The organism is Pseudooceanicola nanhaiensis (assembly GCF_020171315.1).
GTDB lineage: Bacteria > Pseudomonadota > Alphaproteobacteria > Rhodobacterales > Rhodobacteraceae > Pseudooceanicola > Pseudooceanicola nanhaiensis_A.
Window position 1 is genome coordinate 421,669 of record NZ_JAIUZP010000001.1, and the last position, 25,163, is coordinate 446,831.

General features: G+C 66.9%; 24 protein-coding genes. 9 read left to right on the forward strand and 15 right to left on the reverse strand.

From position 1 onward, the window contains the following. Nucleotides 1-111: 111 nt before the first annotated feature. Nucleotides 112-720, reverse strand: coding sequence for a TlpA disulfide reductase family protein (locus LCM32_RS01905; protein WP_224819364.1), 609 nt, complete (start codon nt 718-720; stop codon nt 112-114). A gap of 22 nt (nt 721-742) precedes the next feature. Between LCM32_RS01905 and argH the strand changes: the two genes are divergently transcribed. From argH to LCM32_RS01930, 5 genes are all read left to right on the forward strand, one after another. Continuing rightward, on the forward strand, nt 743-2,134 hold the full coding sequence (gene argH / locus LCM32_RS01910; protein ID WP_224819365.1) for an argininosuccinate lyase: 1,392 nt from the start codon (nt 743-745) through the stop codon (nt 2,132-2,134). After that, nucleotides 2,131-2,337 carry a hypothetical protein gene (locus tag LCM32_RS01915; RefSeq protein WP_224819366.1) on the forward strand — a complete coding sequence of 69 codons (207 nt, stop codon included), beginning with the start codon at nt 2,131-2,133 and terminating at the stop codon, nt 2,335-2,337. The genes argH and LCM32_RS01915 overlap by 4 nt, the downstream gene beginning before the upstream one ends. Next, the gene (locus tag LCM32_RS01920; protein ID WP_224819367.1) at nt 2,334-2,648 is read left to right on the forward strand and encodes a DUF2834 domain-containing protein; all 315 of its coding nucleotides are present in this window, start codon (nt 2,334-2,336) and stop codon (nt 2,646-2,648) included. The genes LCM32_RS01915 and LCM32_RS01920 overlap by 4 nt, the downstream gene beginning before the upstream one ends. Nucleotides 2,649-2,835: 187 nt before the next feature. After that, nucleotides 2,836-4,101 carry a diaminopimelate decarboxylase gene (gene lysA / locus LCM32_RS01925; protein WP_224819368.1) on the forward strand — a complete coding sequence of 422 codons (1,266 nt, stop codon included), beginning with the start codon at nt 2,836-2,838 and terminating at the stop codon, nt 4,099-4,101. A gap of 33 nt (nt 4,102-4,134) precedes the next feature. Continuing rightward, a complete protein-coding gene (locus tag LCM32_RS01930; protein WP_224819369.1) occupies nt 4,135-6,777 on the forward strand; it encodes a TIGR02302 family protein in 2,643 nt (880 codons plus the stop codon). A gap of 220 nt (nt 6,778-6,997) precedes the next feature. Here LCM32_RS01930 and LCM32_RS01935 read toward each other — a convergent pair whose 3' ends face one another. Then, nucleotides 6,998-7,954, reverse strand: a complete 957-nt coding sequence (locus LCM32_RS01935; protein ID WP_224819370.1) for a zinc-ribbon domain-containing protein — start codon at nt 7,952-7,954, stop codon at nt 6,998-7,000. A 265-nt stretch (nt 7,955-8,219) separates the two neighbouring features. Here LCM32_RS01935 and LCM32_RS01940 point away from each other — a divergent pair, with 265 nt between their 5' ends. From LCM32_RS01940 to LCM32_RS01955, 4 genes are read left to right on the forward strand one after another with little or no spacing between them, the layout of a single operon-like run. Then, complete coding sequence (locus LCM32_RS01940) at nt 8,220-8,897, forward strand: cell division ATP-binding protein FtsE (protein WP_222493346.1); 678 nt, start codon at nt 8,220-8,222, stop codon at nt 8,895-8,897. A gap of 29 nt (nt 8,898-8,926) precedes the next feature. After that, the gene (locus LCM32_RS01945; protein WP_224819873.1) at nt 8,927-9,799 is read left to right on the forward strand and encodes a cell division protein FtsX; all 873 of its coding nucleotides are present in this window, start codon (nt 8,927-8,929) and stop codon (nt 9,797-9,799) included. Continuing rightward, nucleotides 9,799-10,527, forward strand: coding sequence for a lysophospholipid acyltransferase family protein (locus LCM32_RS01950; RefSeq protein ID WP_224819371.1), 729 nt, complete (start codon nt 9,799-9,801; stop codon nt 10,525-10,527). The genes LCM32_RS01945 and LCM32_RS01950 overlap by 1 nt, the downstream gene beginning before the upstream one ends. After that, on the forward strand, nt 10,514-11,119 hold the full coding sequence (locus LCM32_RS01955) for a pyridoxamine 5'-phosphate oxidase family protein (RefSeq protein ID WP_224819372.1): 606 nt from the start codon (nt 10,514-10,516) through the stop codon (nt 11,117-11,119). Before LCM32_RS01950 ends, LCM32_RS01955 begins: the two co-directional genes overlap by 14 nt. Nucleotides 11,120-11,342: 223 nt before the next feature. Here LCM32_RS01955 and LCM32_RS01960 read toward each other — a convergent pair whose 3' ends face one another. From LCM32_RS01960 to mdh, 13 genes are all read right to left on the reverse strand, one after another. Further along, nucleotides 11,343-12,149: a glycosyltransferase family 2 protein gene (locus LCM32_RS01960; RefSeq protein WP_224819373.1), complete on the reverse strand. Its 807-nt coding sequence runs from the start codon at nt 12,147-12,149 to the stop codon at nt 11,343-11,345. Nucleotides 12,150-12,458: 309 nt separating this feature from the next. Next, on the reverse strand, nt 12,459-13,853 hold the full coding sequence (gene lpdA, locus LCM32_RS01965) for a dihydrolipoyl dehydrogenase (RefSeq protein WP_224819374.1): 1,395 nt from the start codon (nt 13,851-13,853) through the stop codon (nt 12,459-12,461). A 124-nt stretch (nt 13,854-13,977) separates the two neighbouring features. Beyond that, a complete protein-coding gene (locus tag LCM32_RS01970; RefSeq protein ID WP_224819375.1) occupies nt 13,978-14,391 on the reverse strand; it encodes an MAPEG family protein in 414 nt (137 codons plus the stop codon). Between the two features lie 7 nt (nt 14,392-14,398). Beyond that, complete coding sequence (locus tag LCM32_RS01975) at nt 14,399-14,788, reverse strand: MAPEG family protein (RefSeq protein WP_224819376.1); 390 nt, start codon at nt 14,786-14,788, stop codon at nt 14,399-14,401. Continuing rightward, nucleotides 14,788-15,339: a hypothetical protein gene (locus tag LCM32_RS01980; protein WP_224819377.1), complete on the reverse strand. Its 552-nt coding sequence runs from the start codon at nt 15,337-15,339 to the stop codon at nt 14,788-14,790. The genes LCM32_RS01975 and LCM32_RS01980 overlap by 1 nt, the downstream gene beginning before the upstream one ends. Before the next feature lie 37 nt (nt 15,340-15,376). Further along, nucleotides 15,377-16,897 (reverse strand): 2-oxoglutarate dehydrogenase complex dihydrolipoyllysine-residue succinyltransferase, encoded by a 1,521-nt coding sequence (gene odhB, locus LCM32_RS01985; protein WP_224819378.1) that lies wholly within the window; start codon nt 16,895-16,897, stop codon nt 15,377-15,379. 5 nt (nt 16,898-16,902) lie between these two features. Next, nucleotides 16,903-19,863 carry a 2-oxoglutarate dehydrogenase E1 component gene (locus tag LCM32_RS01990; RefSeq protein ID WP_224819379.1) on the reverse strand — a complete coding sequence of 987 codons (2,961 nt, stop codon included), beginning with the start codon at nt 19,861-19,863 and terminating at the stop codon, nt 16,903-16,905. After that, nucleotides 19,860-20,360 carry a DUF805 domain-containing protein gene (locus LCM32_RS01995; protein ID WP_224819380.1) on the reverse strand — a complete coding sequence of 167 codons (501 nt, stop codon included), beginning with the start codon at nt 20,358-20,360 and terminating at the stop codon, nt 19,860-19,862. The genes LCM32_RS01990 and LCM32_RS01995 overlap by 4 nt, the downstream gene beginning before the upstream one ends. After that, nucleotides 20,357-21,142 (reverse strand): sulfotransferase family 2 domain-containing protein, encoded by a 786-nt coding sequence (locus tag LCM32_RS02000; protein WP_224819381.1) that lies wholly within the window; start codon nt 21,140-21,142, stop codon nt 20,357-20,359. Before LCM32_RS02000 ends, LCM32_RS01995 begins: the two co-directional genes overlap by 4 nt. 87 nt (nt 21,143-21,229) lie before the next feature. Further along, complete coding sequence (sucD, locus tag LCM32_RS02005; protein ID WP_224819382.1) at nt 21,230-22,111, reverse strand: succinate--CoA ligase subunit alpha; 882 nt, start codon at nt 22,109-22,111, stop codon at nt 21,230-21,232. Between the two features lie 4 nt (nt 22,112-22,115). Further along, nucleotides 22,116-23,309: an ADP-forming succinate--CoA ligase subunit beta gene (gene sucC / locus LCM32_RS02010; protein ID WP_224819383.1), complete on the reverse strand. Its 1,194-nt coding sequence runs from the start codon at nt 23,307-23,309 to the stop codon at nt 22,116-22,118. Nucleotides 23,310-23,507: 198 nt separating this feature from the next. Next, a complete protein-coding gene (locus LCM32_RS02015; protein WP_224819384.1) occupies nt 23,508-23,792 on the reverse strand; it encodes a hypothetical protein in 285 nt (94 codons plus the stop codon). Nucleotides 23,793-24,040: 248 nt separating this feature from the next. Beyond that, nucleotides 24,041-25,003, reverse strand: coding sequence for a malate dehydrogenase (gene mdh / locus LCM32_RS02020; protein WP_224819385.1), 963 nt, complete (start codon nt 25,001-25,003; stop codon nt 24,041-24,043). Between the last annotated feature and the right edge of the window lie 160 nt (nt 25,004-25,163).

Genomic DNA, 25,163 nt, shown 5'->3' on the forward strand with positions numbered 1-25,163 from the left:
CCGCAGATGCGCTGCCATGGGCGCGACCTCACCGCGTGATCCGGCCTCAGCTCCGCACCAGCGCAGGAGTGGTCCGACACACCGCCCCGCGCGAATGCTCAGCCGCCCCGATCACTCACCCGCGATCAGCGCCGAGACGATCGCTCGCGCACTTTCCGAATGCCAGTCGGCAGGCCCCGTCAGTCGGGCAATCTCGCGCCCCTCGGGATCGAGGATCATGGTTACCGGCAGCCCGATGACGCCCACGCCCCGCGCGGTCTTGGACCGGGGATCGCGCAGCACCGGAAGGCCCTCCACGCCGATCTCGTCAAAGAACTTCCGGATCGCGGGCGGCGCATTGGGCCCCGTGGCCAGTGTCACCACCGCGAAATCCTCGCCCCCGAATTCGGCGTTCAGGGCCGCCAGCGTCGGCATCTCCTCGCGGCAGGGCGCACACCAGATGGCCCAGAAGTTCAGCAGCACGTACTTGCCCCGGTAGTCCTCCAGCGAGGCGCCGTCCTCCAGCACCTCCACCGGTACGGGCTTCGGTTCCGCGTGGAAGGACAGCCCCTTCAACGCCCCGTCGCGCAGCGCCTCCAGCGCGCCCCGATCGGGCGCGGCCATGGCGGGCAGGGGGGCCAGCAGGGCAGCATTTGCGCCGAGCGCCAGAGCCGTATAAAGAACCGCCCTGAACGAGACGTTATTGACTTTCTCCTGCCATCTCCGATGCAGCGTGACCATCTTTCCTCCGAAGGCGGACCTCATGACCCAGAAAACCTCGAACCAGATGTGGGGCGGCCGTTTCGCCGCCGGACCCGATGCGATCATGGAGGCGATCAACGCCTCGATCGGGTTCGACAAGCGCATGGCCGCGCAGGACATCGCCGGTTCGCGGGCCCATGCCGCGATGCTCGCGGCGCAGGGCATCATCAGCGATAAAGATGCCGAGGCGATCCGGGAAGGCCTTCTCACGATCTTGTCAGAGATCGAGGCCGGGCAGTTCACCTTCTCGACCGCGCTGGAAGACATCCACATGAACGTCGAGGCTCGCCTGAAGGAGGTCATCGGCGAACCCGCCGGGCGGCTCCACACCGGGCGCTCGCGCAACGACCAGGTGGCGACCGACTTCCGCCTCTGGACCCGCGACCAGGTCGACGCGGCCATCGAGGGGCTCAAGGCCCTGATGCAGGCGCTTCTCGCACAGGCCGAGGCGGGCGCCGACTGGGTCATGCCCGGCTTCACCCACCTGCAGACCGCGCAGCCCGTGACCTGGGGCCACCACATGATGGCCTATGTCGAGATGTTCGCCCGCGACCTCTCGCGCTTCACCGACGCCCGCGCCCGGATGAACGAATCGCCCCTCGGCGCGGCGGCGCTGGCCGGCACCTCCTTCCCGATCGATCGCCACATGACGGCCGAGGCGCTCGGCTTCGACCGCCCGGCGGCGAACTCGCTCGACGCGGTCTCGGACCGCGACTTCGCGCTCGAATTCCTGTCCTGCGCCTCGATCTGCGCCATGCACCTCAGCCGCATGGCCGAGGAGCTGGTGATCTGGTCCTCCGCGCAGTTCCGCTTCGTCGTGCTCTCGGACCGGTTCTCGACCGGCTCCTCGATCATGCCGCAGAAGAAGAACCCCGACGCGGCCGAACTGATCCGCGCCAAGATCGGGCGCATCTTCGGGGCCAACGTCGCGCTGACCATGGTGATGAAGGGGCTTCCGCTGGCCTATTCCAAGGACATGCAGGAAGACAAGGAACAGGTCTTCGACGCCGCCGACAACCTGATGCTGGCGCTCGCCGCCATGACCGGCATGGTCGGCGACATGACCGCCAACCGCCCGGCCCTGGAAGCCGCCGCCGGCGCGGGCTTCTCCACCGCGACCGATCTGGCCGACTGGCTGGTCCGGGCGCTCGGCATGCCGTTCCGCGACGCGCACCATGTCACCGGCTCCCTCGTCGCCAAGGCGGAAGCCAAGGGCTGTGACCTGCCCGACCTCTCGCTGACCGAGATGCAGGAGGTCCACGAGGCGATCACCGACGAAGTCTTTACCGTCCTGGGCGTGCACAATTCGGTCGCATCGCGTATGTCTTATGGCGGCACGGCGCCCGCGCGCGTGCGCGAACAGATCGCCCGCTGGAAGGACACACTGTCATGACACGTCTCCCCCTCCGCCTGATCACCGCGGTCTCGGCGCTTGCCGTGCTGGCCGCCTGCGGGGTGAACGGCCCGCCGAAAGAGCGCGAGAAGGAGATCCGCCGGACCTCTGCCAACGGCATGGACATCGAGCTTGCCGCCGACACCCGGAGCGGCGTGACGGTCTCGGGCAACGCCCGCTTCGGCGTCGTCACCCGGCAATGAGCCCGCTGCGGCTGGCCTATCTCGGCCTCGCCCTCTGGGGCGCGGTCCATCCGATGATCCACGTCGCCGGCTGGATCGCCGACAACGGTCTCAGCCTCGCGGGTCTCACCGCGGGCTGGACGGCCAATGCCGCCAGCACCGGGCTGATGTGGGACCTGATCATCTCGGCCGTGGCGCTGACCCTGTGGATTCTCGCCGAGGTCGCGGTGCGGCGGAATTTCATGGCGCTCCTCGCGATCCCCGCGACCTTCCTGATCGGCGTCAGCTGCGGCCTGCCGCTCTACCTCTTCCTGCGCAGCCGGCCCGTCTGACCTCCCGTCTGAGCTCCGCTCTGACCGCCGGTCCGACGCCCCCATCCACTGTTCGGAAATATCCCGGGGGGCCGGGGGCTGGCCCCCGGGGGCCGATCCCCGCACCGGGGCCAATTGCACCGCGCCGCCGCCCCGTGTAGACGGCTGCAAGCCCATTTCTTGAAGGCCATATCGACAGGGACCTGCCATGGATCATTTTCTCTACCGCGACGGACAGCTTTACGCAGAGGACGTGCCCGTGGCCGAGATCGCGGCCAAGGTTAGCACCCCGGTCTACATCTATTCCACCGCCACGCTGACCCGGCACTTCCGCCTCTTCGACGAGGCGCTCGACGGCCTGCCGCACGTGGTCTGCTACGCCATGAAGGCCGCCAGCAATCAGGCGATCCTCAAGACGCTGGCACAGCTTGGCGCGGGCATGGACGTGGTCTCGGGCGGGGAATACGCGCGGGCGAAGGCCGCGGGCGTGCCCGGCGACCGGATCGTCTTCTCGGGCGTCGGCAAGACACGGGCCGAGATGCGCGCGGCACTCGAAGGCGGCATCCGCCAGTTCAACGTCGAATCCGAGCCTGAAATGCAGGCACTCTCCGAGGTCGCCTCGGAGATGGGCGTAATCGCGCCCATTGCCGTGCGCGTGAACCCCGACGTGGATGCCAAGACCCACGCCAAGATCGCCACCGGCAAGTCCGAGAACAAGTTCGGCATCCCGATCTCCCGCGCCTCCGAGGTCTACGCCATGGCCGCGGCCCTGCCGGGGCTGGAGGTCGTGGGTATCGACGTGCACATCGGCTCGCAGCTGACCGATCTGGAGCCCTACCGTCTCGCCTTCACCAAGGTAGGCGAGCTGGTGGACCGGCTCCGCGCCGAGGGCCATGACATCCGCCGCCTCGACCTCGGCGGCGGGCTTGGCATTCCCTACACCCGGGGCAACGAGGCCCCGCCGCTGCCCAAGGAATATGGCAATCTCGTCAAGGAGGTACTGGGTGACAAGGGCTGCGAGATCGAGATCGAGCCGGGCCGTCTGGTGGCGGGCAACGCCGGTATCCTCGTCTCCGAGGTGATCTACCTCAAGCAGGGCGAGGGCCGCGATTTCCTCATCCTCGACGCCGCGATGAACGACCTGATCCGCCCGGCCATGTACGAGGCGCACCACGATATCGTCCCCGTGGTCGAGCCTGCGCCCGGCGCGGAGCAGGCGCCCTATGACGTGGTGGGCCCGGTCTGCGAAAGCGGCGACACCTTCGCCAAGCAGCGCAACCTGACCGCGCTGCGGCCGGGCGATCTGGTCGCCTTCCGCTCTGCCGGGGCCTATGGCGCGGTGATGTCGAGCGAGTACAACACCCGGCCTCTGGTCCCGGAAGTTCTTGTTAAGGATGATCACTTCGCTGTCATTCGTGAGCGACCGAGCTTTGAGGAAATCATAAATCGCGATACGCTTCCGGAATGGCTCTGACGCGATGCCCGTGTCAGGCCGCTGGACCGGAAGATGCCTGAACAGACACCGCTGACCCAGACCCTGCGCCATCTGGCGCCCGCCCTTCTGCTCACCCGCGCCGGTATGCTGGCGGAACGCCTGACCCGCGCCTTCTGGCCGCTGTGGTCGGTCGTGATCGCCGCCGCCGGGGCGCTGATGCTGGGCCTGCAGGACATCGCCCCGCTGGAGCTTGTCTGGGCCGTGGCGGTGGTGGTCCTCGTGGCGGTGGTCTGGTTCCTCTGGCGCGGTGTCCGGCGCTTCCATTTCCCCACCGCGGCCGAGGCCGAGGCACGGCTCGATGCCTCGCTGAAGGGCCGTCCGCTGCAGGCGCTGCGCGACGCACAGGCGATCGGCGGCGAGGATGCGGCCTCTGCCGCGATCTGGGCCGCGCACCAGTCCCGCATGGCCCGCGCCGCCGAAGGCGCCCACGCGGTGAAGCCCGACCTGCGGATGTCCTCGCGCGATCCCTTCGGGCTGCGCTACGTCGCGCTGATGGGGTTCGTCACCGCGCTGATCTTCGGCTCGGTCTGGCGGGTCACCTCCGTCACGCAGATGACCCCGGGCGGCAGCGGGGCCGCCCTCGCCGCTGGCCCCTCGTGGGAGGGCTGGCTGGAGCCGCCCGCCTATACCGGCCTGCCGGTGCTCTACCTCAACGACATCCAGCCCGGACAGCTCACCGCCGTCACGGGCAGCCGCGTCACCCTGCGGCTCTACGGCGCGCCGGGCGATCTCGTCGTGAACGAGGCGGTCTCGGGCCGCCCGGTCGATGGTACGGGCGAGGAGGGCACCGCCCTCAGCCAGGATTTCACCATCACGCAGGATGGCGCCATCGCGATCGAGGGGCAGGGCGGCCGCGCGTGGCGGATCGCCGTGATCCCCGACCTGCCGCCGCAGATCGGCGTGACCTCCCTTGCCGAAGCCTCGGCCGAGGGCGAGATGACGCTGCCGTTCAAGGCGATGGACGATTACGGCATCACCGGCGGGCGGGCGCTGATCTCCCTCGACATGGCCAACCTCGATCGCCGCTACGGGCTTGCCGCCGATCCGGAGGACGAGGCGGTCATCGAACTGCCGCTGCCGCTGCCGATCGCGGGCAACCGGGCCGAATTCGAAGAGACCCTGATCGAGAATTTCTCCAAGCATCCCTGGGCCAACCTGCCGGTACTGGTACAGCTGGAGGCAGAGGATGCCGCGGGCCAGACCGGCGTCTCGGAACGGCAGGAGATGCGCCTCGCCGCGCGCACCTTCTTTGATCCGCTCGCCGCCGCCGTGATCGAGCAGCGCCGCGACCTGCTGTGGAACCGCGACAACGCGCGCAGCATCGTGCAGGTGATGCGGGCGATCTCTTGGCAGCCGGATGGGCTTTTCGACGACGAAACCACCTACCTGCGCTATCGCCACGTGCTGCGCCGCCTCGACACGATCACGCAATACGCCCGCCTGACCGATCCGCAACGCGACGAGATCGCCGAGGCGATGTGGGACCTCGCCCTGCTGCTGGAGGAGGGCGACATCGACGATGCGCGCGACCGGATGCAGCGCGCGCAGGAACAGCTGACCGAAGCCATGAAGCGCGGCGCCTCGGAGGAGGAGATCGCCCGCCTGATGCAGGAGCTGCGCGATGCGACGCAGGATTACCTGCGCCAGCTGTCGCGGCAGGCCCAGCAGGAAAATCAGGACGGCCAGCAGAACCAGCAGATGTCCGAGAATGCCATGCGCATGACGCAGGACGACCTGCAGCGCATGATGGACCGGATTCAGGAGCTGATGGAGCAGGGCCGCATGGCCGAGGCGCAGCAGGCGCTGCAGGAGCTCCAGCAGATGATGGAGAACATGCGTGTCACGCAGGGCGAGGGCGGCGGTCAGCAGAGCCCCGGCCAGCAGGCGATGGAGGGCCTCGCCGAGACGCTGCGCGATCAGCAGGGCCTGTCGGATCAGGCGTTCCAGGACCTTCAGCGGCAGTTCCAGCAGGGCCAGCAAGGGCAGCAGGGCCAACAGGGTCAGCAAGGCCAGCAGGGTCAGGGCCAGATGGGCCAGAACGACGACGGGCTGCCGCAGGCCCCGGGCCAGCAGGGCGGGCAGCAGGGCAACCAGCCCGGTCAGCAGCAGGGGCAGGGCCAGCAAATGCCGGGGCAGGGCGACGGCCAGAGCGGCGACCCGCGCGAGGGCCTTGCCGAGCGGCAGCGCGCCCTGCGGGACGAGCTGAACCGCCAGCGTGGCAACCTGCCCGGCGCGGGCTCCGAGGCGGGCGACGCCGCCCGCGAGGCGCTTGAGCAGGCCGAGCGGGCCATGGAAGGCGCCGAGGAGGCCCTGCGGCAGGACGATCTGGCCGAGGCGATCGACCGCCAGTCCGAGGCGATGGAGGCGCTCCGCGAGGGGATGCGCAACCTCGGCGAGGCCGTGGCCGAAGAGGAACGCCAGATGCGGGGCCAGCAGGGGCAGGCGCAGGGCAACGCGGGCGGCGAACAGAACGACCCGCTGGGCCGCAACGCGGGCTCCAACGGGTCGCTGGGCAATCAGGAAGAGATGCTGCAGGGCGAGGATGTCTATCGCCGCGCCCGCGACCTGCTCGACGAGATCCGCCGCCGCTCCGGCGAGGGCGATCGCCCGCAGGAGGAACTGGATTACCTCCGCCGCCTGCTGGATCGCTTCTGAGCCCTGCGGGGACAGGCAGAACCCGCGAGACCGATCCCGATAGAGGCCCCGCCCCGGCGGGGCCTTTTGCTGTCCGGGCGCGTGTCTTCGACAGCCCGCTGCGCGTCGCCCGGCCCCGGAGGGGCGGCGGAGAGGCGCATTGGCCGGGGCAAAGCAAAACGGCCAGCGGTGCAGCTGGCCGTTTGTTCTCAAGTGCGGGGGCCCGCGAGGCGCGACGGGGTCAGGAGCCCTCGGAGTCGAGCCATGCCAGCAGGGTCGCGACCTTGGCGTCGAGCCAGAGCCGCCCCTCGTTCACGCCCTGCTGGTAGCTCTGAAGCGTCGGCGCGGCGGGCGGATAGCGCAGGGCAAGCTTCTCGGCATTCACGTAGACGATGATCGCAAGCGCGGTGACCATCAGCGTCAGGCCAAAGCCGATCCGGAACCCGCGGCGCTGTTCCTTGAGCGTGTCCACGTCGGTGACGGGGGCACTGGCCGCGCGGCGTTCGCCCTTGCTGCGCAGGGTGGAGTTGATCTCCTCGATGTCCGGCAGCAGGTCGCGGCGCGAGGTCGCTTCCGCGGCGGCCACGTCCTCTGTGGCTGCAGCTGCGGGGGCGGGGGCGCGTTTGGGGCTTTCGCCCTTCACCTGCGCCATGCGCCGGCGTGCGGTCTCGGCCCGGTCCTTGGGATCGTCGGAGGGTTGCGTCAGCCCCAGATCGGGCTGGCTTTCCAGCCCGGTCTGCTGTTCGGCGGCCCGGCGGCGGGCCTCGTGTTCGGCTTCCTCGCGCAGGACGTTCTGAACGCCCGGGTCGAGACGGCGCGACCGTGCCGGGACGGCGGGCGGGATGATCGCATCCTCGGGCTCGTCGTCCTCGATGATGTCGCGGTCGGGATCATGGGCCGGTGCGGGGAAATCGGCGAATCCCCCGTCGTCCTCGTCTTCCTCCTCGTCTTCGAGGTCTTCGACGCTTGGGGCCGCGGCGGCTGCGGGGGCCGGGGGCACCTCAGGCGCCGACACCGGTGCGGCAGCGGGGGCCGTCACAAGGTCGTCCTCGTCGTCGGACAGGGCAGGGGCATGGGCCGGGTGATGCTGGAACCACGTGTCGCCGCAGGCGGAACATTGGACATCGCGCCCGGCCTCCGGGATCACCTCGTCCGGCACCTCGTATTGCGCGCCGCAGTTCGGGCAGACCAGCCGCATGTTATCCCTTTCGTTCCACTCGGATGCCTCGCTCCGTTCTGCCTAGCATATGGTCTCCGGGCGGCGGAAAAAAGTCCCAAAGACAGGCAGGGTTGCAGGGTGCGCCCCTGCCGGGACCGAGGGCCCCCCACGGGCCCCGCGCGGCCCTCCCAACGGGCCCCCGGAGATTGAAACCGGCGGCGCTCTCGTGCAAAAGGAAGCATCATCGCGGCGCCATGCAGCCGCGGCATCACGCGGGCCCGCCGGGCCCGAAGAGGGGCAAGCCGTGATCGAACTGGAAAACGTGGCCTACAGCTATGGCGGGGGCGAACTGCTGAGCGAGGTCTCGCTGAAGCTGTCGCCCGGATCGTTCCACTTCCTCACCGGGCCCTCGGGCAGCGGCAAGACCACCTTCCTGCGCCTGTGCTACGGCGCGCTGACGCCGACCGCGGGCCATGCGCAGCTCTTTGGCCGCGACGTGCGCGACATGACGCGCGACGATGTCGCCATGACCCGGCGCCGGATCGGCGTGGTGCACCAGGACTGCCAGTTCCTCGACCACCTGCCGCTGGCCGAGAACGTGGCCCTGCCGCTGATCGTCTCGGGCCGGGACACGCTGCAGGAGCAGACCAACCTCAAGGACCTCTTGGGCTGGTGCGGGCTGAGCCACCGCGCCAAGGCCCTGCCGCCGGAGCTGTCGGGCGGCGAGCGGCAGCGTGCGGCCCTGGCCCGGGCGGTGATCATGTCGCCGGACGTGATCCTCGCGGATGAACCCACGGGCAACGTCGATTACGAAATGTCGCAGCGCCTGATGACCCTGCTGATCGAGCTGAACCGGATGGGCAAGACCATCATGATCGCCACCCACGACCTTGGCATCATCCGCTCTACCAAGAGCCAGGTGCAGGCCCGCGTGCTGCGGATCGTGAACCGGCGGCTGCAACTGGCGGGGGCGGACCTGTGAAGGCGCTGCGGGATCGTTTCAACCTGCTGATGTCGGGCGAGGGCCCGGCCGACCGCGTGGTGCCGCCCACGGGCTTCACCGCCTCGCTGACGCTCTTCGCCTCGGCGGTCATGGCCTTCCTCGCGGTCTTTGCCCTTGCGCTGTCGCTGGCGACGGGGCGGCTGGCCCATGACTGGGGCGCGGAACTGGCGCGCTCCGCCACGCTGCGGATCTCGGCCCCCGAGGACCAGATCGAGGCCCAGACCCAGGCCGCCCTGCGGGTGCTGGAGACGACCGAAGGCGTGGCCTCGGCCCGCGCGCTCGGCTCGGACGAACAGCGTGCCCTGCTGGCACCGTGGTTCGGGCCCGATCTGCCGGTGGACGACCTGCCGATCCCGCAGCTGATCGAGATCGTGGAAGATGCGCAGGGCTTTGACGCGGCGGGCTTGCGCCTGCGCCTTCAGGCCGAGGTGCCGGGTGCCGTGCTCGACGATCACAGCCGCTGGCGGCGGCCCCTCGTGCGGGCGGCAGAGCGGCTGCGCGCGCTCGGCTGGCTGTCGATCCTGCTGATCGGCGGGGCCATGGGGGCGGTGATCACGCTGGCCGCCAATGCCGCCCTCGCCGCCAATGCGCAGGTCATCACCGTGCTGCGCCTCGTGGGCGCGCGTGACGTCTTCATCGCCCGTGCCTTCGTGCGCCGCTTCACCATCCGCGCCTTCGTGGGGGCAGGGATCGGGATGATCGCGGGCTGTCTCGCCATCTTCGCGCTGCCCGCCGCGCAGGACGAGGGTGGCTTCCTCACCGGGCTCGGCTTCCAGGGGCTGCAATGGCTCTGGCCGCTGGTGGTGCCCCCGATGGCCGCCGTCGTCGCCTTCTGGGCCACACGCAGCGCCGCCAACCGCACGCTGAAGGACCTCGCCTGATGCAATACATCCGCTCTGTGATTTTCGTGGTGCAGATGTACCTCGCCATGGCCGTGGCGGCGCTGATCTTCGGGCCCTGGGCGCTCTTCAGCCGGACCGGCGCCTACCGGGGCGTGAACGCCTATTGCCGCTATGTCCGCTGGTCGGCGCGGGTGATCTGCGGGCTGCACTCGGAGCTGCGCGGGCCGGTGCCCCATGCGGAGGTGCTGATCGCCTCCAAGCACCAGAGCTTCTTCGACATCATCATCCTGTGCAGCGAACTGCGCCGCCCCAAGTTCATCATGAAGGACGAGCTGCGCTTTGCCCCGATCCTCGGCTGGTACGCGCAGCGCATGGGCTGCGTGCCGGTGAAGCGCGGCAAGCGGGCGGCGGCGATGCGCAAGATGGTGCAGGACGTAACCTCCGGCACCGCGCCGGCCGGCCAGCTGGTGATCTACCCGCAGGGCACCCGCGTCGCGCCCCGGGTCACGATGCCCTACAAGACCGGCACCGCCGTTCTCTACCACGAGACGGGCCAGCCCTGCGTGCCTGCTGCCACCAACGTGGGCCTCTTCTGGCCGCGCAGGGGCATGCTGCGCAAGCCGGGCCTCGCGGTCGTGGAATTCCTCGAGACGGTGCCGCCGGGCCTGCCACGGGCCGAGTTCATGGCGACGCTGGAGGAGCGGATCGAGACGGCCTCGGACCGGCTCATGGATGCAGCGGAAGGACAGACCGATGGAGTTCATTGAGAGCATCGAGGCGCTGGAGGCGCATTACGGCACGCCGGGGGCCGCCGCCATGCGCAAGGTCGCCGACCGGATGACGCCGCTCTACCGCCAGTGGATCATGGCGAGCCGCTTCTGCGTCGTCTCCACCGTCGGGCCCGAGGGCACCGACGGCAGCCCGCGCGGCGACGATGGCCCCGTGGTGACCGAGCTGGACGAGAAGACGCTGGCCCTGCCGGACTGGAAGGGCAACGACCGGATCGACACGCTGCGCAACATCGTGCGCGACCCGCGGCTGTCGCTGATGTTCCTTGTGCCCGGCTCCAACAACGCGGTGCGGGTCAACGGGACTGCGAAGATCACCGCCGATCCCGCGCTGCTGGCGCGGTTCGAGTTCAAGGGCAAGCAGCCCCGCACGGTGATCGTGATCTCGATCGAGGAGATCTACAGCCAATGCGCCCGCGCCCTGATGCGCGCCCGGCTCTGGACTGCAGGCGACGAAAGCGCGGAGCTGCCCACGATTGGCCAGATCCTCGCCGAGATGACCAGCGGCGAGGTCGGCGGCGCCGACTACGACCGCAGCTGGCCCGAGCGCGCGGCCAAGAGCCTCTGGTAACATCAGCTTTCCCGAAATACTCCGGGGGAGCCGCCCATCGGGCGGCGGGGGCAGAGCCCCCCAAAAGTCTTGAAACAAGACTTCTGCGAAGAATTTTCCTTAAAATTCTTCGGCGTCCCCGTCAGAGGGGCGTGCCCGGTCTGACAAGCGTGCCCGGCAGCGGGCCTTGCCCGTTTTCTTCGAAGAAAACGGACCGGGATCTTCGAAAATTCCGGCTGGTGCCTCACCCGGAGCGCGCCAGCCGATCTGCCACGAAATCGTAGAAGGCGCGCCCCTGTCCCTCGGCCGTATAGGCCGCATTCAGGGCGGCCTTGTCCCGGAACACCTGCGCCGCGCGGTACGCCATCTGCGGTGGCAGGTCTGCGGCCTCGAAGGCGCGCTCATAGGCGGCATAGGCCGCGGCCACCCGGGCGGAGAAATCCTCCTGCGCGGTCGTGCTATCGCCGCGCAGGTGCAGCTCATAGCTCGCCTCACCCAGCGGGGCGCTGCCGCCGAGGCGGGCCAGCAGGTCCACCGCATGGGCCACGTCCTGCGCGGGCAGGTCCGGGAAGGGCCGGGAGAGGGCGGCGGCCATCACCGGGTGGAAGCTGGCCCCCGTGGTGCCGAAGGTCTCCAGCGTGATCTCCGTGCGGTCTGTCCCCGGCAGGTCGAGTGCGGGCGCCGTGCCGCGCAGGATACGCGTCCGCCCGAAGGCCACGCCATGGGCCTGTGCCAGCGGCAAAAGCGCGGCGAGGTAGCCGGGCGCCCATGTGTCATCCGCATCGAGGAAGGCGTGCCACGCGCCCCGTGCGGCGGCGCGCGCGCGGTTACGCGTGGCGCCGGGGCCGCTGGCCACCGGGCCGGGGGGCAGGCAACGCAAGCCCGGCGTCTGGGGCAACAGCCTGCCATACTCCTGCCCGTCGTCGGGGGCGACGACGATCTCCACCGCCCCGTCCGGCAGGCCGGAGGCCGCGACGGAGCGCAGCGCGGCAGGCAGTGTCGCCTCGGCGCGGTAGGCGGGGATCAGGACAGAGACGAGGGGATCGGGCATCGGGCTCTCGGCTGGGGCGCTGCAGGCAGGGGCCGGCGCGGCGCGGGGACGGCGTTCCCGGGAAGCTAGGGCATTTGCCGGGGGAGGCGAAGACTTTCGCGCAGCGTGGCGGTGGGCTTCGGGCGGTCCCGGCGGGGGCCGGTGCAGGGGCTGCCAGCACGTGAGCCGGTGCAGGGGGGCGGCACGTAACACGGGCGGCACGGGTGGAATACGACGCAGGGGGGCCGCGCGGTCTGCCACGAAAAAGGGCCGCCCTGTGCGGGCGGCCCTTCTGAACTTCGGTGCCGGGGATGTCCCCGGGCCGGGCGATCAGACGTGGATCGCGCCGTCGCCGCAGGCCAGTGCTGCCTCGCGCACCGCTTCCGAATAGGTCGGGTGGGCGTGGCAGGTCAGGGCGACGTCCTGCGCCGAGGCGCCGAATTCCATCGCCACGCAGATCTCGTGGATCATGTCGCCGGCCGCCGGGCCGATGATGTGGGCGCCGAGCACGCGGTCGGTGTCCTTGTCCGCGATGATCTTCACGAAGCCCTCGGAGGCGAAGACGGCCTTGGCGCGGGCGTTGCCCATGAAGGGGAACTTGCCGACCTTGTAGGCGCGGCCCTCGGCCTTCAGGCTCTCCTCGGTGGCGCCGACAGAGGCGACCTCGGGGTGGGTGTAGATCACGCCGGGGATGACCGAGTAGTTCACGTGGCCATGCTTGCCGGCCAGAACTTCGGCGCAGGCCATGCCTTCGTCCTCGGCCTTGTGGGCGAGCATCGGGCCGGTGATCGCGTCACCGATGGCATAGATGCCCTTCACGCTGGTGGCCCAGTGGGCGTCGGTCTTGACCTGACCGCGGTCGGTCATCTCGACACCGAGGTCGGCAAGGCCGAGGCCGTCGGTATAGGCCTTGCGGCCGGTCGCCACGAGCACGCAATCGGCGTCGAGCGTGTGCTCGCTCTCGTCCTTGCGCAGCTTGTAGGTCAGCTTGGCCTTGGTCTTGGTGGTCTCGACCGATTGCACGGCGGCGCCCAGAATGAACTCCATACCCTGCTTCTTGAGGATCTTCTGGAGGTTCTTCTGCACTTCACCGTCCATGCCGGGGGTGATGTTGTCGAGGAATTCGACCACGGTCACCTCGGCGCCGAGACGCTTGTAGACCGAGCCCAGTTCGAGGCCGATCACACCGGCGCCGACGACGATCATTTTCTTGGGGATCTTCGGCAGCGAGAGCGCGCCGGTGCTGTCCACCACGAGGCCGGCCTCGTTGTCCACGGTGATGCCGGGCAGCGCCGAGGGGATCGAGCCGGTGGCCACGATGATGTTCTTGGTCTCGTAGGTCTCGTCCCCGACCTTGACCTTGCCGGCGGCGGGGATCGAGCCCCAACCCTTCAGCCAGTCGATCTTGTTCTTCTTGAACAGGAACTCGATGCCCTTGGTGTTCCCGTCCACGACCGACTGCTTGTACTCCTGCATGGTCGGCCAGTCGACGGAGGGCGCCTTGCCCTTGAGGCCCATGGTGGCGAAGTTGTGCTCTGCCTCGTGCAGCTGGTGCGTGGCGTGCAGCAGCGCCTTGGAGGGGATGCAGCCCACGTTCAGGCAGGTGCCGCCGAGGGTCTCGCGGCCTTCGACAACGGCGGTCTTGAGGCCGAGCTGTGCGCAGCGGATGGCAGCGACATAGCCGCCGGGGCCTGCGCCGATGACGATGACGTCGTATTGGGCCATGAGAGGTCTCCTTTGTCTTTGCGGCGCCTCTGCGCCGGATCGGTCTGGTCTGGACCGGGGAGGGGGCGCTGCCCCCGCCGCGCATGGCGCGGCACCCCGGAGTATTTCGGGAAAGATGAGGGCCCTAGAAGAGGGCCGCCATCAGCATGATCACGGTGGCCAGAAGGCCGAGCGCCCAGAGGTAGGACCTCCAGGGGGCCCAGCCAAAGGCATAGGCCGGAATATAGAGCACACGGGCAGCGAGGTAGAGCCAGCCCATGGTGACGGTGAGGGCGTTGGCCGCCTCGCCCAGCACCACGACGAGCGTGGCGATGGTGAAGAGGAGCAGCGCCTCGAAGTGGTTGTTCATCGCCCGGTGCAGCCGCCCGGTGCGGCGCGACAGCAGCAGGTAGGGGTTGCCCTGCGGCACATCCTGCGGATCGCGCGGGCCCGTGGTGGCCTTGGTGCCCAGTTCGAGGTTCGCGGGCACCGCCATCAGGGCGATCTGTCCGACCTGCAGCAGGGCCGCGAGGGCGAGGATGGTGAGATGCGGCTCCATCGCGGCCTCAGAGCACCGCGGCGACATACATCGCCGCCGTCGCGAGGAAGCCCGCGGTGAAGATCATCGAGCGCCAGGGTGCCCAGCCGTACTTGTAGGCCGGGATGTAGAGCCCGCGAGCGATGACATAGATCGCGGCGCAGAGCGCGGTGAACCAGCTGGCGCTGTCGGAGAGCAGGACGCAGACCACCGCGCCGATGAAGAGCGGGAAGTTCTCGGTATGGTTGGCGAGCGCGCGGCGCAGGCGCATAGTGTCCTCGGCCAGCGGCGGCAGGGCATCGCGCGGACCGGCGTTGCCCTCCATGCCCACGTCACGGGTGAGGAGCGTCTGGGACCAGAAGACGAGGACGGCATGTTCGACGGCCACGAGGGCAAGGGCGAGGAGTTCGGGTGGCATTAATTCATCTCTGCCTTCGGGTAATGTTTGTCGAGCGCAAGGTCGATAGCCACGACTGCACTGTTCACTGACCATTTTAGAAGCTGAGCTGCACCGAACACAATCACACCAAGAATAAGGTTCTTGCCCCATGCGACAGGCGGGCGTTCTGGCAATGGAGGAATCTCGGGTGAGAAGTCAAACAGGTACGCGACTAAGAGAATAGCGGTAACAATTACTATAGCTCCGATTAGCCCAGAGGCGGCCTCGAATCTGATTGTCGCATCTCGCATCATCGCAGTTAGTTCAACGTTCTTGGCAGCACCAATTCGTGTGAGACGATCCACGCGGGTGGCTTCGTTGCCGAAGTTTGAGCTACCGAGAGACCCAAGAAAAACAGCTAGTCCGCCCATCAGTACTGATCCGAAAGCGAACAGAATACCTCTTATGACAACCCAAAGGGTGATTTCTTCCGCGAAGAGCTTTGAATTAGGGTCGACACCATAAAGCAGCACGAGAACGATCGAGACGACCAGCACACCGCAACCCAAGCGAGTGAGTGTGCTGGTCAAGTTCCTCGACGCTACTGACATCGAGGAAAGCATGATCTTACAGGTCCATCAGCAGGCGACGGGGATCTTCCAGCGCTTCCTTGACGCGCACGAGGAAGGTCACGGCGCCTTTGCCGTCGACGATGCGGTGATCGTAGGACAGGGCGAGGTACATCATCGGGCGGATTTCCACCTTGCCGTTGATGGCCATCGGACGGTCCTGGATCTTGTGCATGCCGAGGATGCCGGACTGCGGGGGGTTCAGGATCGGCGAGGACATCAGCGAGCCGTAGACGCCGCCGTTCGAGATCGTGAAGGTGCCGCCCTGCATTTCCGCCATGGAGAGCTTGCCGTCACGGGCGCGGGCGCCCTTCTCGGCGATGGCCTTCTCGATGTCGGCAAACGACATGGCATCGGCGTCACGGATGACGGGCACGACGAGACCGGTGGGCGTGCCTGCGGCGATGCCCATGTGCACGAAGTTCTTGTACACGATGTCGGTGCCGTCGATCTCCGCGTTGACCTCGGGGACCTCTTTCAGCGCGTGGCAGCAGGCCTTGGTGAAGAAGGACATGAAGCCGAGCTTCACGCCGTGTTTCTTCAGGAACAGGTCCTTGTACTCGTTGCGCAGCGCCATGACCTCGGTCATGTCCACCTCGTTGTAGGTGGTCAGCATGGCCGCGGTGTTCTGGCTGTCCTTCAGACGGCGGGCGATGGTCTGACGCAGGCGGGTCATCTTGACGCGCTCTTCGCGGGCCGCATCGTCGGCTGCAACAGGCGCGCGCGGCGCGGAGGCCGGGGCGGGCGCTGCGGCGGCGGAGGTGCCGGCGGCGATGGCCTTGGCCACGTCTTCCTTCATGATGCGACCGTCACGGCCGGTGCCCGAGACCTGACCTGCCGAGAGGCCGGCCTCTGCCATGGCCTTCTTGGCCGAAGGTGCGTCCTCGACATCCTTGCCCGAAGCTGCGGGCGCGGAGGTGGTGGCGGCCGGAGCGGCAGCAGCGGCGGGGGCCGCGGCAGCAGCACCTGCGCCCGAGGAGATCACGGCCAGCTTGGCGGCGGCGTCGACGGTGGTGCCTTCGGGCGCCACGATCTCGGTCAGGGTGCCGGCTGCGGGCGAGGGCACTTCGACGGAGACCTTGTCGGTTTCCAGTTCGCAGAGCATCTCGTCCTGGGCGACGGTGTCGCCGACCTTCTTGAACCAGGTCGCCACGGTGGCTTCGGTCACGGATTCACCCAGCGTGGGCACCATGACGTCGACCGAGGCACCACCGGCGGCGGCGGGGGCCGCTGCGGCTTTCTCTTCTGCCTTGGGCTTCACTTCCTCGGGGCCGGCGTTGCCAGCTTCCGAGATGTTGCCCAGCAGGGCGTCAACGCCCACGGTCTCGCCTTCGGCGGCGACGATGTCGGCCAGCACGCCCGCGGCGGGGGAGGGGACCTCGACGGTCACCTTGTCGGTTTCCAGCTCGCAGAGCATTTCGTCCACGGCCACGGTGTCACCGGGTTTCTTGAACCAGGTTGCCACCGTTGCTTCGGTGACGCTTTCACCCAGGGTGGGGACACGGATTTCGGTCGTCATGCGTCTTAGTTCCCTTTGACTGTCAGCGCGTCGTCAACGAGCGCTGCTTGCTGTGCTTTGTGCTGTGCGGCCAGGCCCGTTGCGGGCGAAGCCGAGGCGGCGCGGCCGGCGTAGACGGGCCGCTTGTGCTTGGCATCAATGCGGCCCAGCACCCATTCGATGTTGGGCTCGATGAAGGTCCAGGCGCCCTGGTTTTTGGGCTCTTCCTGGCACCAGACCATCTCTGCGCCCTTGAAGCGTTCCAGCTCCTTGACCAGCGAGATCGCCGGGAAGGGATAGAACTGCTCGATCCGCAGCAGGTAGACATCGTCGATCCCGCGGGCGTCACGCTCTTCCAGCAGGTCGTAGTAGACCTTGCCCGAGCACATGACGACGCGCTTGATCTTGTCGTCCGCGGCCAGCTTGGTGTCCGAGTTGCCGTACTGGGCGTCATCCCAGAGCACGCGGTGGAAGCTGGAGCCGGTGGTGAAGTCCTCGGCCTTGCTGACCGCCAGCTTGTGGCGCAGCAGCGACTTCGGCGTCATCAGCACCAGCGGCTTGCGGAAGTCGCGGTGCAGCTGGCGGCGCAGGATGTGGAAGTAGTTCGCGGGCGTCGAGCAGTTGGCAACGATCCAGTTGTCCTGGCCGCACATCTGCAGGAAGCGCTCGAGACGGGCGGAGGAGTGTTCCGGGCCCTGGCCTTCGTAGCCGTGGGGCAGGAGCATCACGAGGCCCGACATCCGCAGCCACTTCGATTCACCCGAGGAGATGAACTGGTCGAACATGATCTGCGCGCCGTTGGCGAAGTCGCCGAACTGGGCTTCCCACATCACCAGCGCGTTGGGCTCGGCCAGCGAGTAGCCGTATTCGAAGCCCAGCACCGCGTATTCCGAGAGCATCGAGTCGATGACCTCGTAACGGGCCTGACCTTCGCGGATGTTGTTGAGCGGGTAGTAACGCTCTTCCGTCTCCTGGTTGATCAGGGCCGAGTGGCGCTGCGAGAAGGTGCCGCGGGTCGAGTCCTGGCCGGCCAGGCGAACCGGGTAGCCCTCGGTCAGCAGCGAGCCGAAGGCCAGTGCCTCACCGGTCGCCCAGTCGAAGCCTTCGCCGGTTTCGAACATCTTGGCCTTGGCATCCAGCAGACGCTCCACCGTGCGGTGCAGCGGGTAGCCGGCGGGCGCTGTGGTCAGCGACTTGCCGATGTCCTGCATGGTTTCCGGCGCGATGGCGGTTTCGCCACGCTGGTACTCTTCCTTCTCGCGGTCGAGACCCGACCACTTGCCGTCCAGCCAGTCAGCCTTGTTGGGCTTGTATTCCTTGCCGGCCTCGAACTCTTCGTTGAGGTGGGCCTGGAACGCGGCCTTCATGTCCTCGATCTCACCCTCGGGGATGAGGCCGTCTTTCACGAGGCGATCCGTATAGAGCGACAGGGTCGTCTTATGACCCTTGATGTTCTTGTACATGATCGGGTTGGTGAACATCGGTTCATCGCCTTCGTTGTGACCGAAGCGGCGATAGCAGAAGATGTCGATGACTACGTCCTTGTGGAACTTCTGGCGGAACTCGGTGGCCACCTTGGCGGCATGCACCACGGCTTCCGGATCGTCCCCGTTCACGTGGAAGATCGGCGCCTCGACCACCAGAGCGTTGTCGGTGGGGTAGGGCGACGAGCGCGAGAAGTGCGGCGCGGTGGTGAAACCGATCTGGTTGTTCACGACGATGTGGATCGTGCCGCCGGTGCGGTGCCCGACGAGGCCGGAGAGGCCGAAGCATTCCGCCACGACGCCCTGACCGGCGAAGGCCGCGTCGCCGTGCAGCAGGACCGGGATCACGCCGGTGCGATCAGCGTCGTTCAGCTGGGCCTGCTTGGCGCGGGCCTTGCCGAGAACCACCGGGTTCACCGCCTCGAGGTGCGAGGGGTTCGCCGTCAGAGAGAGGTGGACGGAGTTGCCGTCGAACTCACGGTCGCTGGACGCGCCGAGGTGGTATTTCACGTCGCCGGAGCCGTCCACGTCCTCGGGCTTGAAGGAGCCGCCCTGGAATTCGTTGAAGATCGCGCGGTAGGGCTTGGACATCACGTTGGCCAGCACCGAGAGGCGGCCGCGGTGGGGCATGCCGACCACGACCTCCTTGGCGCCGAGGTTGCCGCCCCGCTTGATGATCTGCTCCATCGCCGGGATCAGGGCTTCGCCGCCGTCGAGGCCGAAGCGCTTGGTGCCCATGTACTTGACGTGCAGGAACTTCTCGAAGCCTTCGGCCTCGACCAGCTTGTTCAGGATGGCGCGGCGGCCTTCACGGGTGAAGGTGATTTCCTTGCCGTAGCCCTCGATGCGCTCCTTCAGCCATGCCGATTGCTCGGGGTCCGAGATGTGCATGTACTGCAGGGCGAAGGTGCCGCAGTAGGTGCGCTTCACGATGTCCATGATCTGGCGCATCGTGGCGATCTGCAGGCCCAGCACGTTGTCGATGAAGATCGGGCGATCCATGTCGGCATCGGTGAAGCCGTAGGACTTCGGGTCGAGCTCGGGGTGGGGGGTCTTGTCACGCATCCCCAGCGGGTCGATGTCGGCGATGAGGTGGCCGCGAATCCGGTAGGCCCGGATGATCATCAGGGCGCGGATCGAATCCAGCACGGCGCGTTTCACCGCGTCGTCGGAGACCTCGACACCCTTGGCGGCGGCCTGTTCCTTGATCTTCTTGCCGGCGCCCTTGGCTTCCGCGGGCGCGGGCCACATGCCGTCAAGCGCGGCGGTCAGGTCGTCGTTTGGGGTCGGCGGCCAGTCGGCGCGCTGCCAGGAGGCACCGGCAGCCTCTTTCTTCACATCGGTCCCGTCGTCACCGAGCGAGCTGAAGAAGGCCTGCCAGGCTTCGTCCACCGACGCGGGGTCGGTGGCGTAGCGGGCATAGAGCTGTTCGAGGTATTCGGCGTTCTGCCCCTGCATGAAGCTGGAAGCATGGAAAATGTCGTTTGGAGACTGCTCGGTCATGAGGAGACCTCTTTGGGATTGGCACCATATTGGTTGGCGCCGGGTTGCGACGGGCGGGTAAGCCACCACAGGACGATCAGCGGTGACAGGATGAGAACGATCACGGCAAAGATCATCACGATGCCGAGGAGGCCGGTGAACAGGCCTTCGAAATTGCCGGTCGAGAGCGCATCGGCGGCGCCCATCATGGCGGCAAAGCTGATCACGCCCACGAGGGCGATCAGCGGGTAGAATAGGTAGAGACCGGAGCGACCGGTGTCATGCATCCGCCGGAAGCCCGCGGCGAGCATCGGCAGGAAGATGAAAAGCGACGTCAGAAGGCTGGCGGGGCCGTCGCTGTCGGACGAGACGCCGAAGACGGCGCTGTCGATGATGCTGGCAGCGAGTCCCAGCAGCAGCGTGAAGAGAAAGAAATACCAATACTCCGGCCGCGAGGCGCGTCCGGAGAACGTCACATACTTGCGCAGGCAGGTTCTGATGGCGTCAGAAAAGCTCATGCTGCCCCCCGGTTCGCAACTGCGTCACGCGGAAGGTCAAGATCGTAGCCGCCGAGATCGAACATCCAGGCGAACCCGTTCCGTACGATGTCTGCCGTGGCTGCGTCGTAATAGTCGGCCACCGCCAAGTCGTTCGAGGGCCTGATGCCCGCCTTTGCTTGTGGCAGTGGGAGCGCGGTGCCGTCGAAGCCCAAACGCTGGCCAAGGGCAATGAGATCTTCGTTCAGTGTTTCCTGATGAAGAACGCCGTCCAGCACGAGCGTGCCGTCGATGTGGGACACGTGCCAGTCTATGTTCCGCTCGGAGCGGAAATAGTTCTTCTCGGCCCGCAGCGCGATGAACTTCCGAAAGCGCTTGATTAGCTGATCACCTTCCAGGACCTGCAGCGTATGGGCAGGATTTCCCTTTACCGCCGTATGACTGCGGAAGCGGTGATAGTGGAACCAAGATACGGCCTTGTCGAAGGGGTTCCTGACGGTTGCGACCTTCATGTAGCGGTCGAAGACGTCTGGGCCCAGCATTTCACGTACCGCGACGGCTGGCATATGCGAGGTCCAGCCAGTGCTATCGGTCTGACGGTTGGTCCCTCGGGAGGCGACAATGCCTTCCGCAGAAACCTTTGCGTCACAGTGCTCGACGGCCACATGCCCGGTAGGGGCGCAAAGCTGCTCCAGCGCCATTTCCGCAGAGGTTCCGCCCGTCTTGTGGGTCTTGAGGAAGATGAAGTTGTGGAGATGGCTCACCAGCATCACAGCACCCCGTTGCAGGGCAACACGCAGCACGGGCCCGTGCAGCCGAGGGGTGCCCCCCGGCTGACGGACCGCGCGATGCGCTTTATGTGGCTGGATTTCTCCACAACTTCACCTTGTTCAGCCGATGGCTTTCAGCACGGCTTCGCCCAGCGTGGCGGGGCTGTCGGCAACGACGATCCCGGCCGACTTCATGGCCTCGATCTTCGATTCCGCGTCACCCTTGCCGCCGGCGACGATCGCACCGGCGTGGCCCATGCGACGGCCCGGAGGGGCGGTGCGGCCCGCGATGAAACCGGCGGTCGGCTTCCAGCGGCCCTTCTTCTTCTCGTCCGCGAGGAACTGTGCGGCTTCCTCTTCGGCCGAGCCACCGATCTCGCCGATCATGATGATCGACTCGGTTTCCGGGTCCTTGAGGAACATTTCCAGCACTTCGAGGTGCTCGGTGCCCTTGATCGGGTCACCGCCGATGCCGACGGCCGAGGACTGGCCCAGACCGATGTCGGAGGTCTGCTTGACCGCCTCGTAGGTCAGGGTGCCCGAGCGCGACACGACGCCGACCGAACCACGCTTGTGGATGTGGCCGGGCATGATGCCGATCTTGCAGGCGCCGGGGGTGATGACACCGGGGCAGTTCGGGCCGATCAGGCGCGAGTTCGAGGTGCGCAGCGCGGCTTTCACCTTCATCATGTCCAGCACCGGGATACCTTCGGTGATGCAGACGATGAGCGGGATTTCCGCGTCGATGGCCTCGAGGATCGAGTCGGCCGCGAAGGGCGGCGGAACGTAGATCACGGTGGCATTCGCGCCGGTCTTCTCGACCGCCTCGGCCACGCCGTCGAAGACGGGCAGGCCCAGGTGTTCCATGCCGCCTTTGCCGGGGGTCACGCCGCCGACCATCTTGGTGCCGTAAGCGATCGCCTGTTCGGAGTGGAAGGTGCCTTGCGAGCCGGTGAAGCCCTGGCAGATCACCTTGGTGTTTTCATCAACGAGAACTGCCATGGGTTCAGCCTTTCACTGCTTTGACGATTTTTTCGGCGCCGTCGGACAGGTTGTCTGCCGCGATCACGTTGAGGCCGGAGTTGGAGATGATCTCCTTGCCGAGCTCGACGTTGGTGCCTTCGAGGCGTACGACCAGCGGAACCTGCAGGCCGACCTCTTTCACCGCGGCGATCACGCCTTCGGCGATGACGTCGCAGCGCATGATGCCGCCGAAGATGTTCACCAGGATGCCCTTCACGTTCGGGTCCGAGGTGATGATCTTGAACGCTTCGGTCACTTTCTCCTTGGTGGCGCCGCCACCAACGTCGAGGAAGTTCGCGGGCTCTGCACCGTAGAGCTTGATGATGTCCATCGTTGCCATGGCCAGGCCTGCGCCGTTCACCATGCAGCCGATCTCACCGTCGAGCGCGATGTAGTTCAGGTCGTACTTGGAGGCCGCCAGTTCCTTGGCGTCTTCCTCGGTCTCGTCGCGCAGGGCGGCGATGTCGGCGTGGCGGTAGATCGCGTTGCCGTCGAAACCGACCTTGGCGTCCAGCACCTTGAGGTTGCCATCGGGCATGACGATCAGCGGGTTGATTTCCAGCTGCTCCATGTCCTTCTCCATGAAGGCCTTGTAGAGCTGGCCGATCAGCTTCACGCACTGCTTCATCGCCTGGCCTTCGAGGCCCAGCGAGAAGGCGACCTTGCGGCCGTGGAACGGCTGGTAGCCGGTGGCGGTGTTGATCGAGAAGGAGAGGATTTTCTCCGGGGTCGACGCGGCGACTTCCTCGATGTCCATGCCGCCCTCGGTGGAGCAGACAACAGACACGGACGAGGTCTGACGGTCCACCAGCAGCGCGAGGTACAGCTCGCGCTCGATGTCCGAACCCGCTTCGATGTAGATGCGGTTGACCTGCTTGCCGGCCGGACCGGTCTGGTGCGTCACCAGCGTGCGGCCGAGCATTTTCTTGGCTTCTTCGGCAGCTTCTTCCACCGATTTGGCAAGGCGGACACCGCCTTTTTCGCCCGCGTCGGCTTCCTTGAAGTGGCCCTTGCCGCGACCGCCGGCGTGGATTTGCGCCTTGACCACCCAGAGCGGGCCGTCGAGCTCGCCTGCGGCCGTCTTGGCCTCCTCCGCCTTCAGTACTGCACGCCCGTCGGACACCGGCGCGCCGTATTCGCGAAGCAGCGCCTTCGCCTGATATTCATGGATGTTCATGAACTCCGTCCCTCGTTGCTACGATTGCACCCGGTATAGCCACATCCTTGACGGGGGATGAACGGTTTTTTCCGCTCTACCGGGGAATTTCGCCGATTTTTCCGGGTTTGTGATCACACGCGAAAATGGTGTGATCACAAATGTCGTGGCGTCTCACCGTGGCGTGAGCGCCTGTGTCGAAATGGTGGGCAAATCACCCTAGCGCCGCGAGTCGGCGCCCGAGTCGGGCACCGGCGCCCGCGACGGGCCCGTGGCCGCATCGGAACCGGCCCAGTGATAGACCCGCCCCCTGTCGCCCTTCCGGCCGGTGTCGGACACACCGGGCAGCTGGCCTGCGCGTACCGCGTCAAGGAAGGCATGGCCCGACTGGACCTTCTCCCCGAGCGGCAGCCCGGTCCAGTCCGGGCGCAGGTCGGCGTAGTGGAACGGGCCGGGCGCGCGGCTGTCGAGGCGCCTGAGGACCTGTGCGAACCTTTCCTCCATTCCGTCTCCTCTCTCCGTGACCAGACCCCAGGCCTGCACGCGTGCGGGCTGGGGTGAAGCGGCTTCGAAAGTCGCCAAGACCCTCGCAAATCAAGGGTGCGATGTCACCACCGGATTTGGAGAGGCAGCCATGAGGGGAGGGCATGGACCGGGACAGGGCGGCCGGATGAGGCCGGACAGGCGTTTGGCACACGAAAAAAAGGCGCCGGAAAACCGGCGCCTTTCCCTGTCGGACTGTGGCCCCTGGCTTATGCCAGCGACTCGTCGATGCCCTTGCAAGCTTCGACCAGGCCTTTGACCGCGTCGACGGACTTGTCGAACATGGCCTGCTCTTCCTTGGTCAGCTTGATCTCGATGATCTTCTCGATGCCGCCGGCGCCGATCACGGTGGGCACGCCCACGTACATGTCCTTCACACCCAGCTCGCCGTCGCAGTAGGCGGCGCAGGGCAGAACGCGCTTTTGGTCTTTCAGGTAGGATTCAGCCATTTCGATGGCCGAGGTCGCGGGCGCGTAGAAGGCCGAACCGGTCTTCAGCAGGCCAACGATCTCTGCGCCGCCGTCACGGGTGCGCTGCACGATGGCGTCCAGCTTGTCCTGGGTGGTCCAGCCCATTTCGACGAGGTCGGGCAGGGGGATGCCGCCGACGGTCGAGTAACGGACCGAGGGAACCATGGTGTCGCCGTGGCCGCCGAGCACGAAGGCGGTGACGTCTTTCATCGACACGCCGAACTCGACCGACAGGAAGTGACGGAAGCGGGCGGAGTCGAGGACACCGGCCATGCCGCAGACCTTCGAGGCCGGCAGGCCCGAGAACTTCTGCAGGGCCCAGACCATCGCGTCGAGCGGGTTGGTGATGCAGATCACGAATGCGTCGGGGGCGTATTTGCCGATGCCTTCGCCGACCGACTTCATGACCTTCAGGTTGATGCCCAGCAGGTCGTCGCGGCTCATGCCGGGCTTGCGCGGCACGCCGGCGGTCACGATGCAGACGTCTGCGCCTGCGATGTCCTCGTAGGACTGCGTGCCCATCAGCGACGCGTCGAAGCCCTCGGAGGGGCCGGACTCGGCGATGTCGAGTGCTTTGCCTTCGGGGGTCCCTTCAGCGATGTCGAACAGAACGACGTCGCCCAGTTCCTTCAGTGCAGCGAGGTGAGCGAGCGTGCCACCGATCTGACCTGCGCCGATCAGAGCAATCTTGGGTCTGGCCATTGGATTTCATCTCCGGTCCGGTTGAAAATCGCGGCAAGGCGTAGTCCCTTCCCCCTTGGTGCGCAAGGGTTTCACGCGGACGTTACGGCAGGAACCACCCTCGACCACCCCCACCGTTAGCGCTAGATCCGCGCTATTGCCCTGAAACGCGCCGTCCGGA

Bases quoted from the DNA above. Each gene is read 5' to 3' on its own strand.
- LCM32_RS01955 (WP_224819372.1), top strand. From the start codon at position 10,514: ATGGAGTTCATTGAGAGCATCGAGGCGCTGGAGGCGCATTACGGCACG.
- sucC (WP_224819383.1), bottom strand. From the start codon at position 23,309: ATGAACATCCATGAATATCAGGCGAAGGCGCTGCTTCGCGAATACGGC.
- lpdA (WP_224819374.1), bottom strand. From the start codon at position 13,853: ATGGCCCAATACGACGTCATCGTCATCGGCGCAGGCCCCGGCGGCTAT.
- LCM32_RS01930 (WP_224819369.1), top strand. From the start codon at position 4,135: ATGCCTGAACAGACACCGCTGACCCAGACCCTGCGCCATCTGGCGCCC.
- argH (WP_224819365.1), top strand. From the start codon at position 743: ATGACCCAGAAAACCTCGAACCAGATGTGGGGCGGCCGTTTCGCCGCC.
- LCM32_RS01960 (WP_224819373.1), bottom strand. From the start codon at position 12,149: ATGCCCGATCCCCTCGTCTCTGTCCTGATCCCCGCCTACCGCGCCGAG.
- lysA (WP_224819368.1), top strand. From the start codon at position 2,836: ATGGATCATTTTCTCTACCGCGACGGACAGCTTTACGCAGAGGACGTG.
- LCM32_RS01905 (WP_224819364.1), bottom strand. From the start codon at position 720: ATGGTCACGCTGCATCGGAGATGGCAGGAGAAAGTCAATAACGTCTCG.
- LCM32_RS01995 (WP_224819380.1), bottom strand. From the start codon at position 20,360: ATGAGCTTTTCTGACGCCATCAGAACCTGCCTGCGCAAGTATGTGACG.
- LCM32_RS01945 (WP_224819873.1), top strand. From the start codon at position 8,927: ATGTCGGGCGAGGGCCCGGCCGACCGCGTGGTGCCGCCCACGGGCTTC.
- mdh (WP_224819385.1), bottom strand. From the start codon at position 25,003: ATGGCCAGACCCAAGATTGCTCTGATCGGCGCAGGTCAGATCGGTGGC.
- LCM32_RS01990 (WP_224819379.1), bottom strand. From the start codon at position 19,863: ATGACCGAGCAGTCTCCAAACGACATTTTCCATGCTTCCAGCTTCATG.
- sucD (WP_224819382.1), bottom strand. From the start codon at position 22,111: ATGGCAGTTCTCGTTGATGAAAACACCAAGGTGATCTGCCAGGGCTTC.
- LCM32_RS01935 (WP_224819370.1), bottom strand. From the start codon at position 7,954: ATGCGGCTGGTCTGCCCGAACTGCGGCGCGCAATACGAGGTGCCGGAC.
- LCM32_RS01920 (WP_224819367.1), top strand. From the start codon at position 2,334: ATGAGCCCGCTGCGGCTGGCCTATCTCGGCCTCGCCCTCTGGGGCGCG.
- LCM32_RS01950 (WP_224819371.1), top strand. From the start codon at position 9,799: ATGCAATACATCCGCTCTGTGATTTTCGTGGTGCAGATGTACCTCGCC.
- LCM32_RS01915 (WP_224819366.1), top strand. From the start codon at position 2,131: ATGACACGTCTCCCCCTCCGCCTGATCACCGCGGTCTCGGCGCTTGCC.
- odhB (WP_224819378.1), bottom strand. From the start codon at position 16,897: ATGACGACCGAAATCCGTGTCCCCACCCTGGGTGAAAGCGTCACCGAA.
- LCM32_RS01975 (WP_224819376.1), bottom strand. From the start codon at position 14,788: ATGCCACCCGAACTCCTCGCCCTTGCCCTCGTGGCCGTCGAACATGCC.
- LCM32_RS02015 (WP_224819384.1), bottom strand. From the start codon at position 23,792: ATGGAGGAAAGGTTCGCACAGGTCCTCAGGCGCCTCGACAGCCGCGCG.
- LCM32_RS01970 (WP_224819375.1), bottom strand. From the start codon at position 14,391: ATGGAGCCGCATCTCACCATCCTCGCCCTCGCGGCCCTGCTGCAGGTC.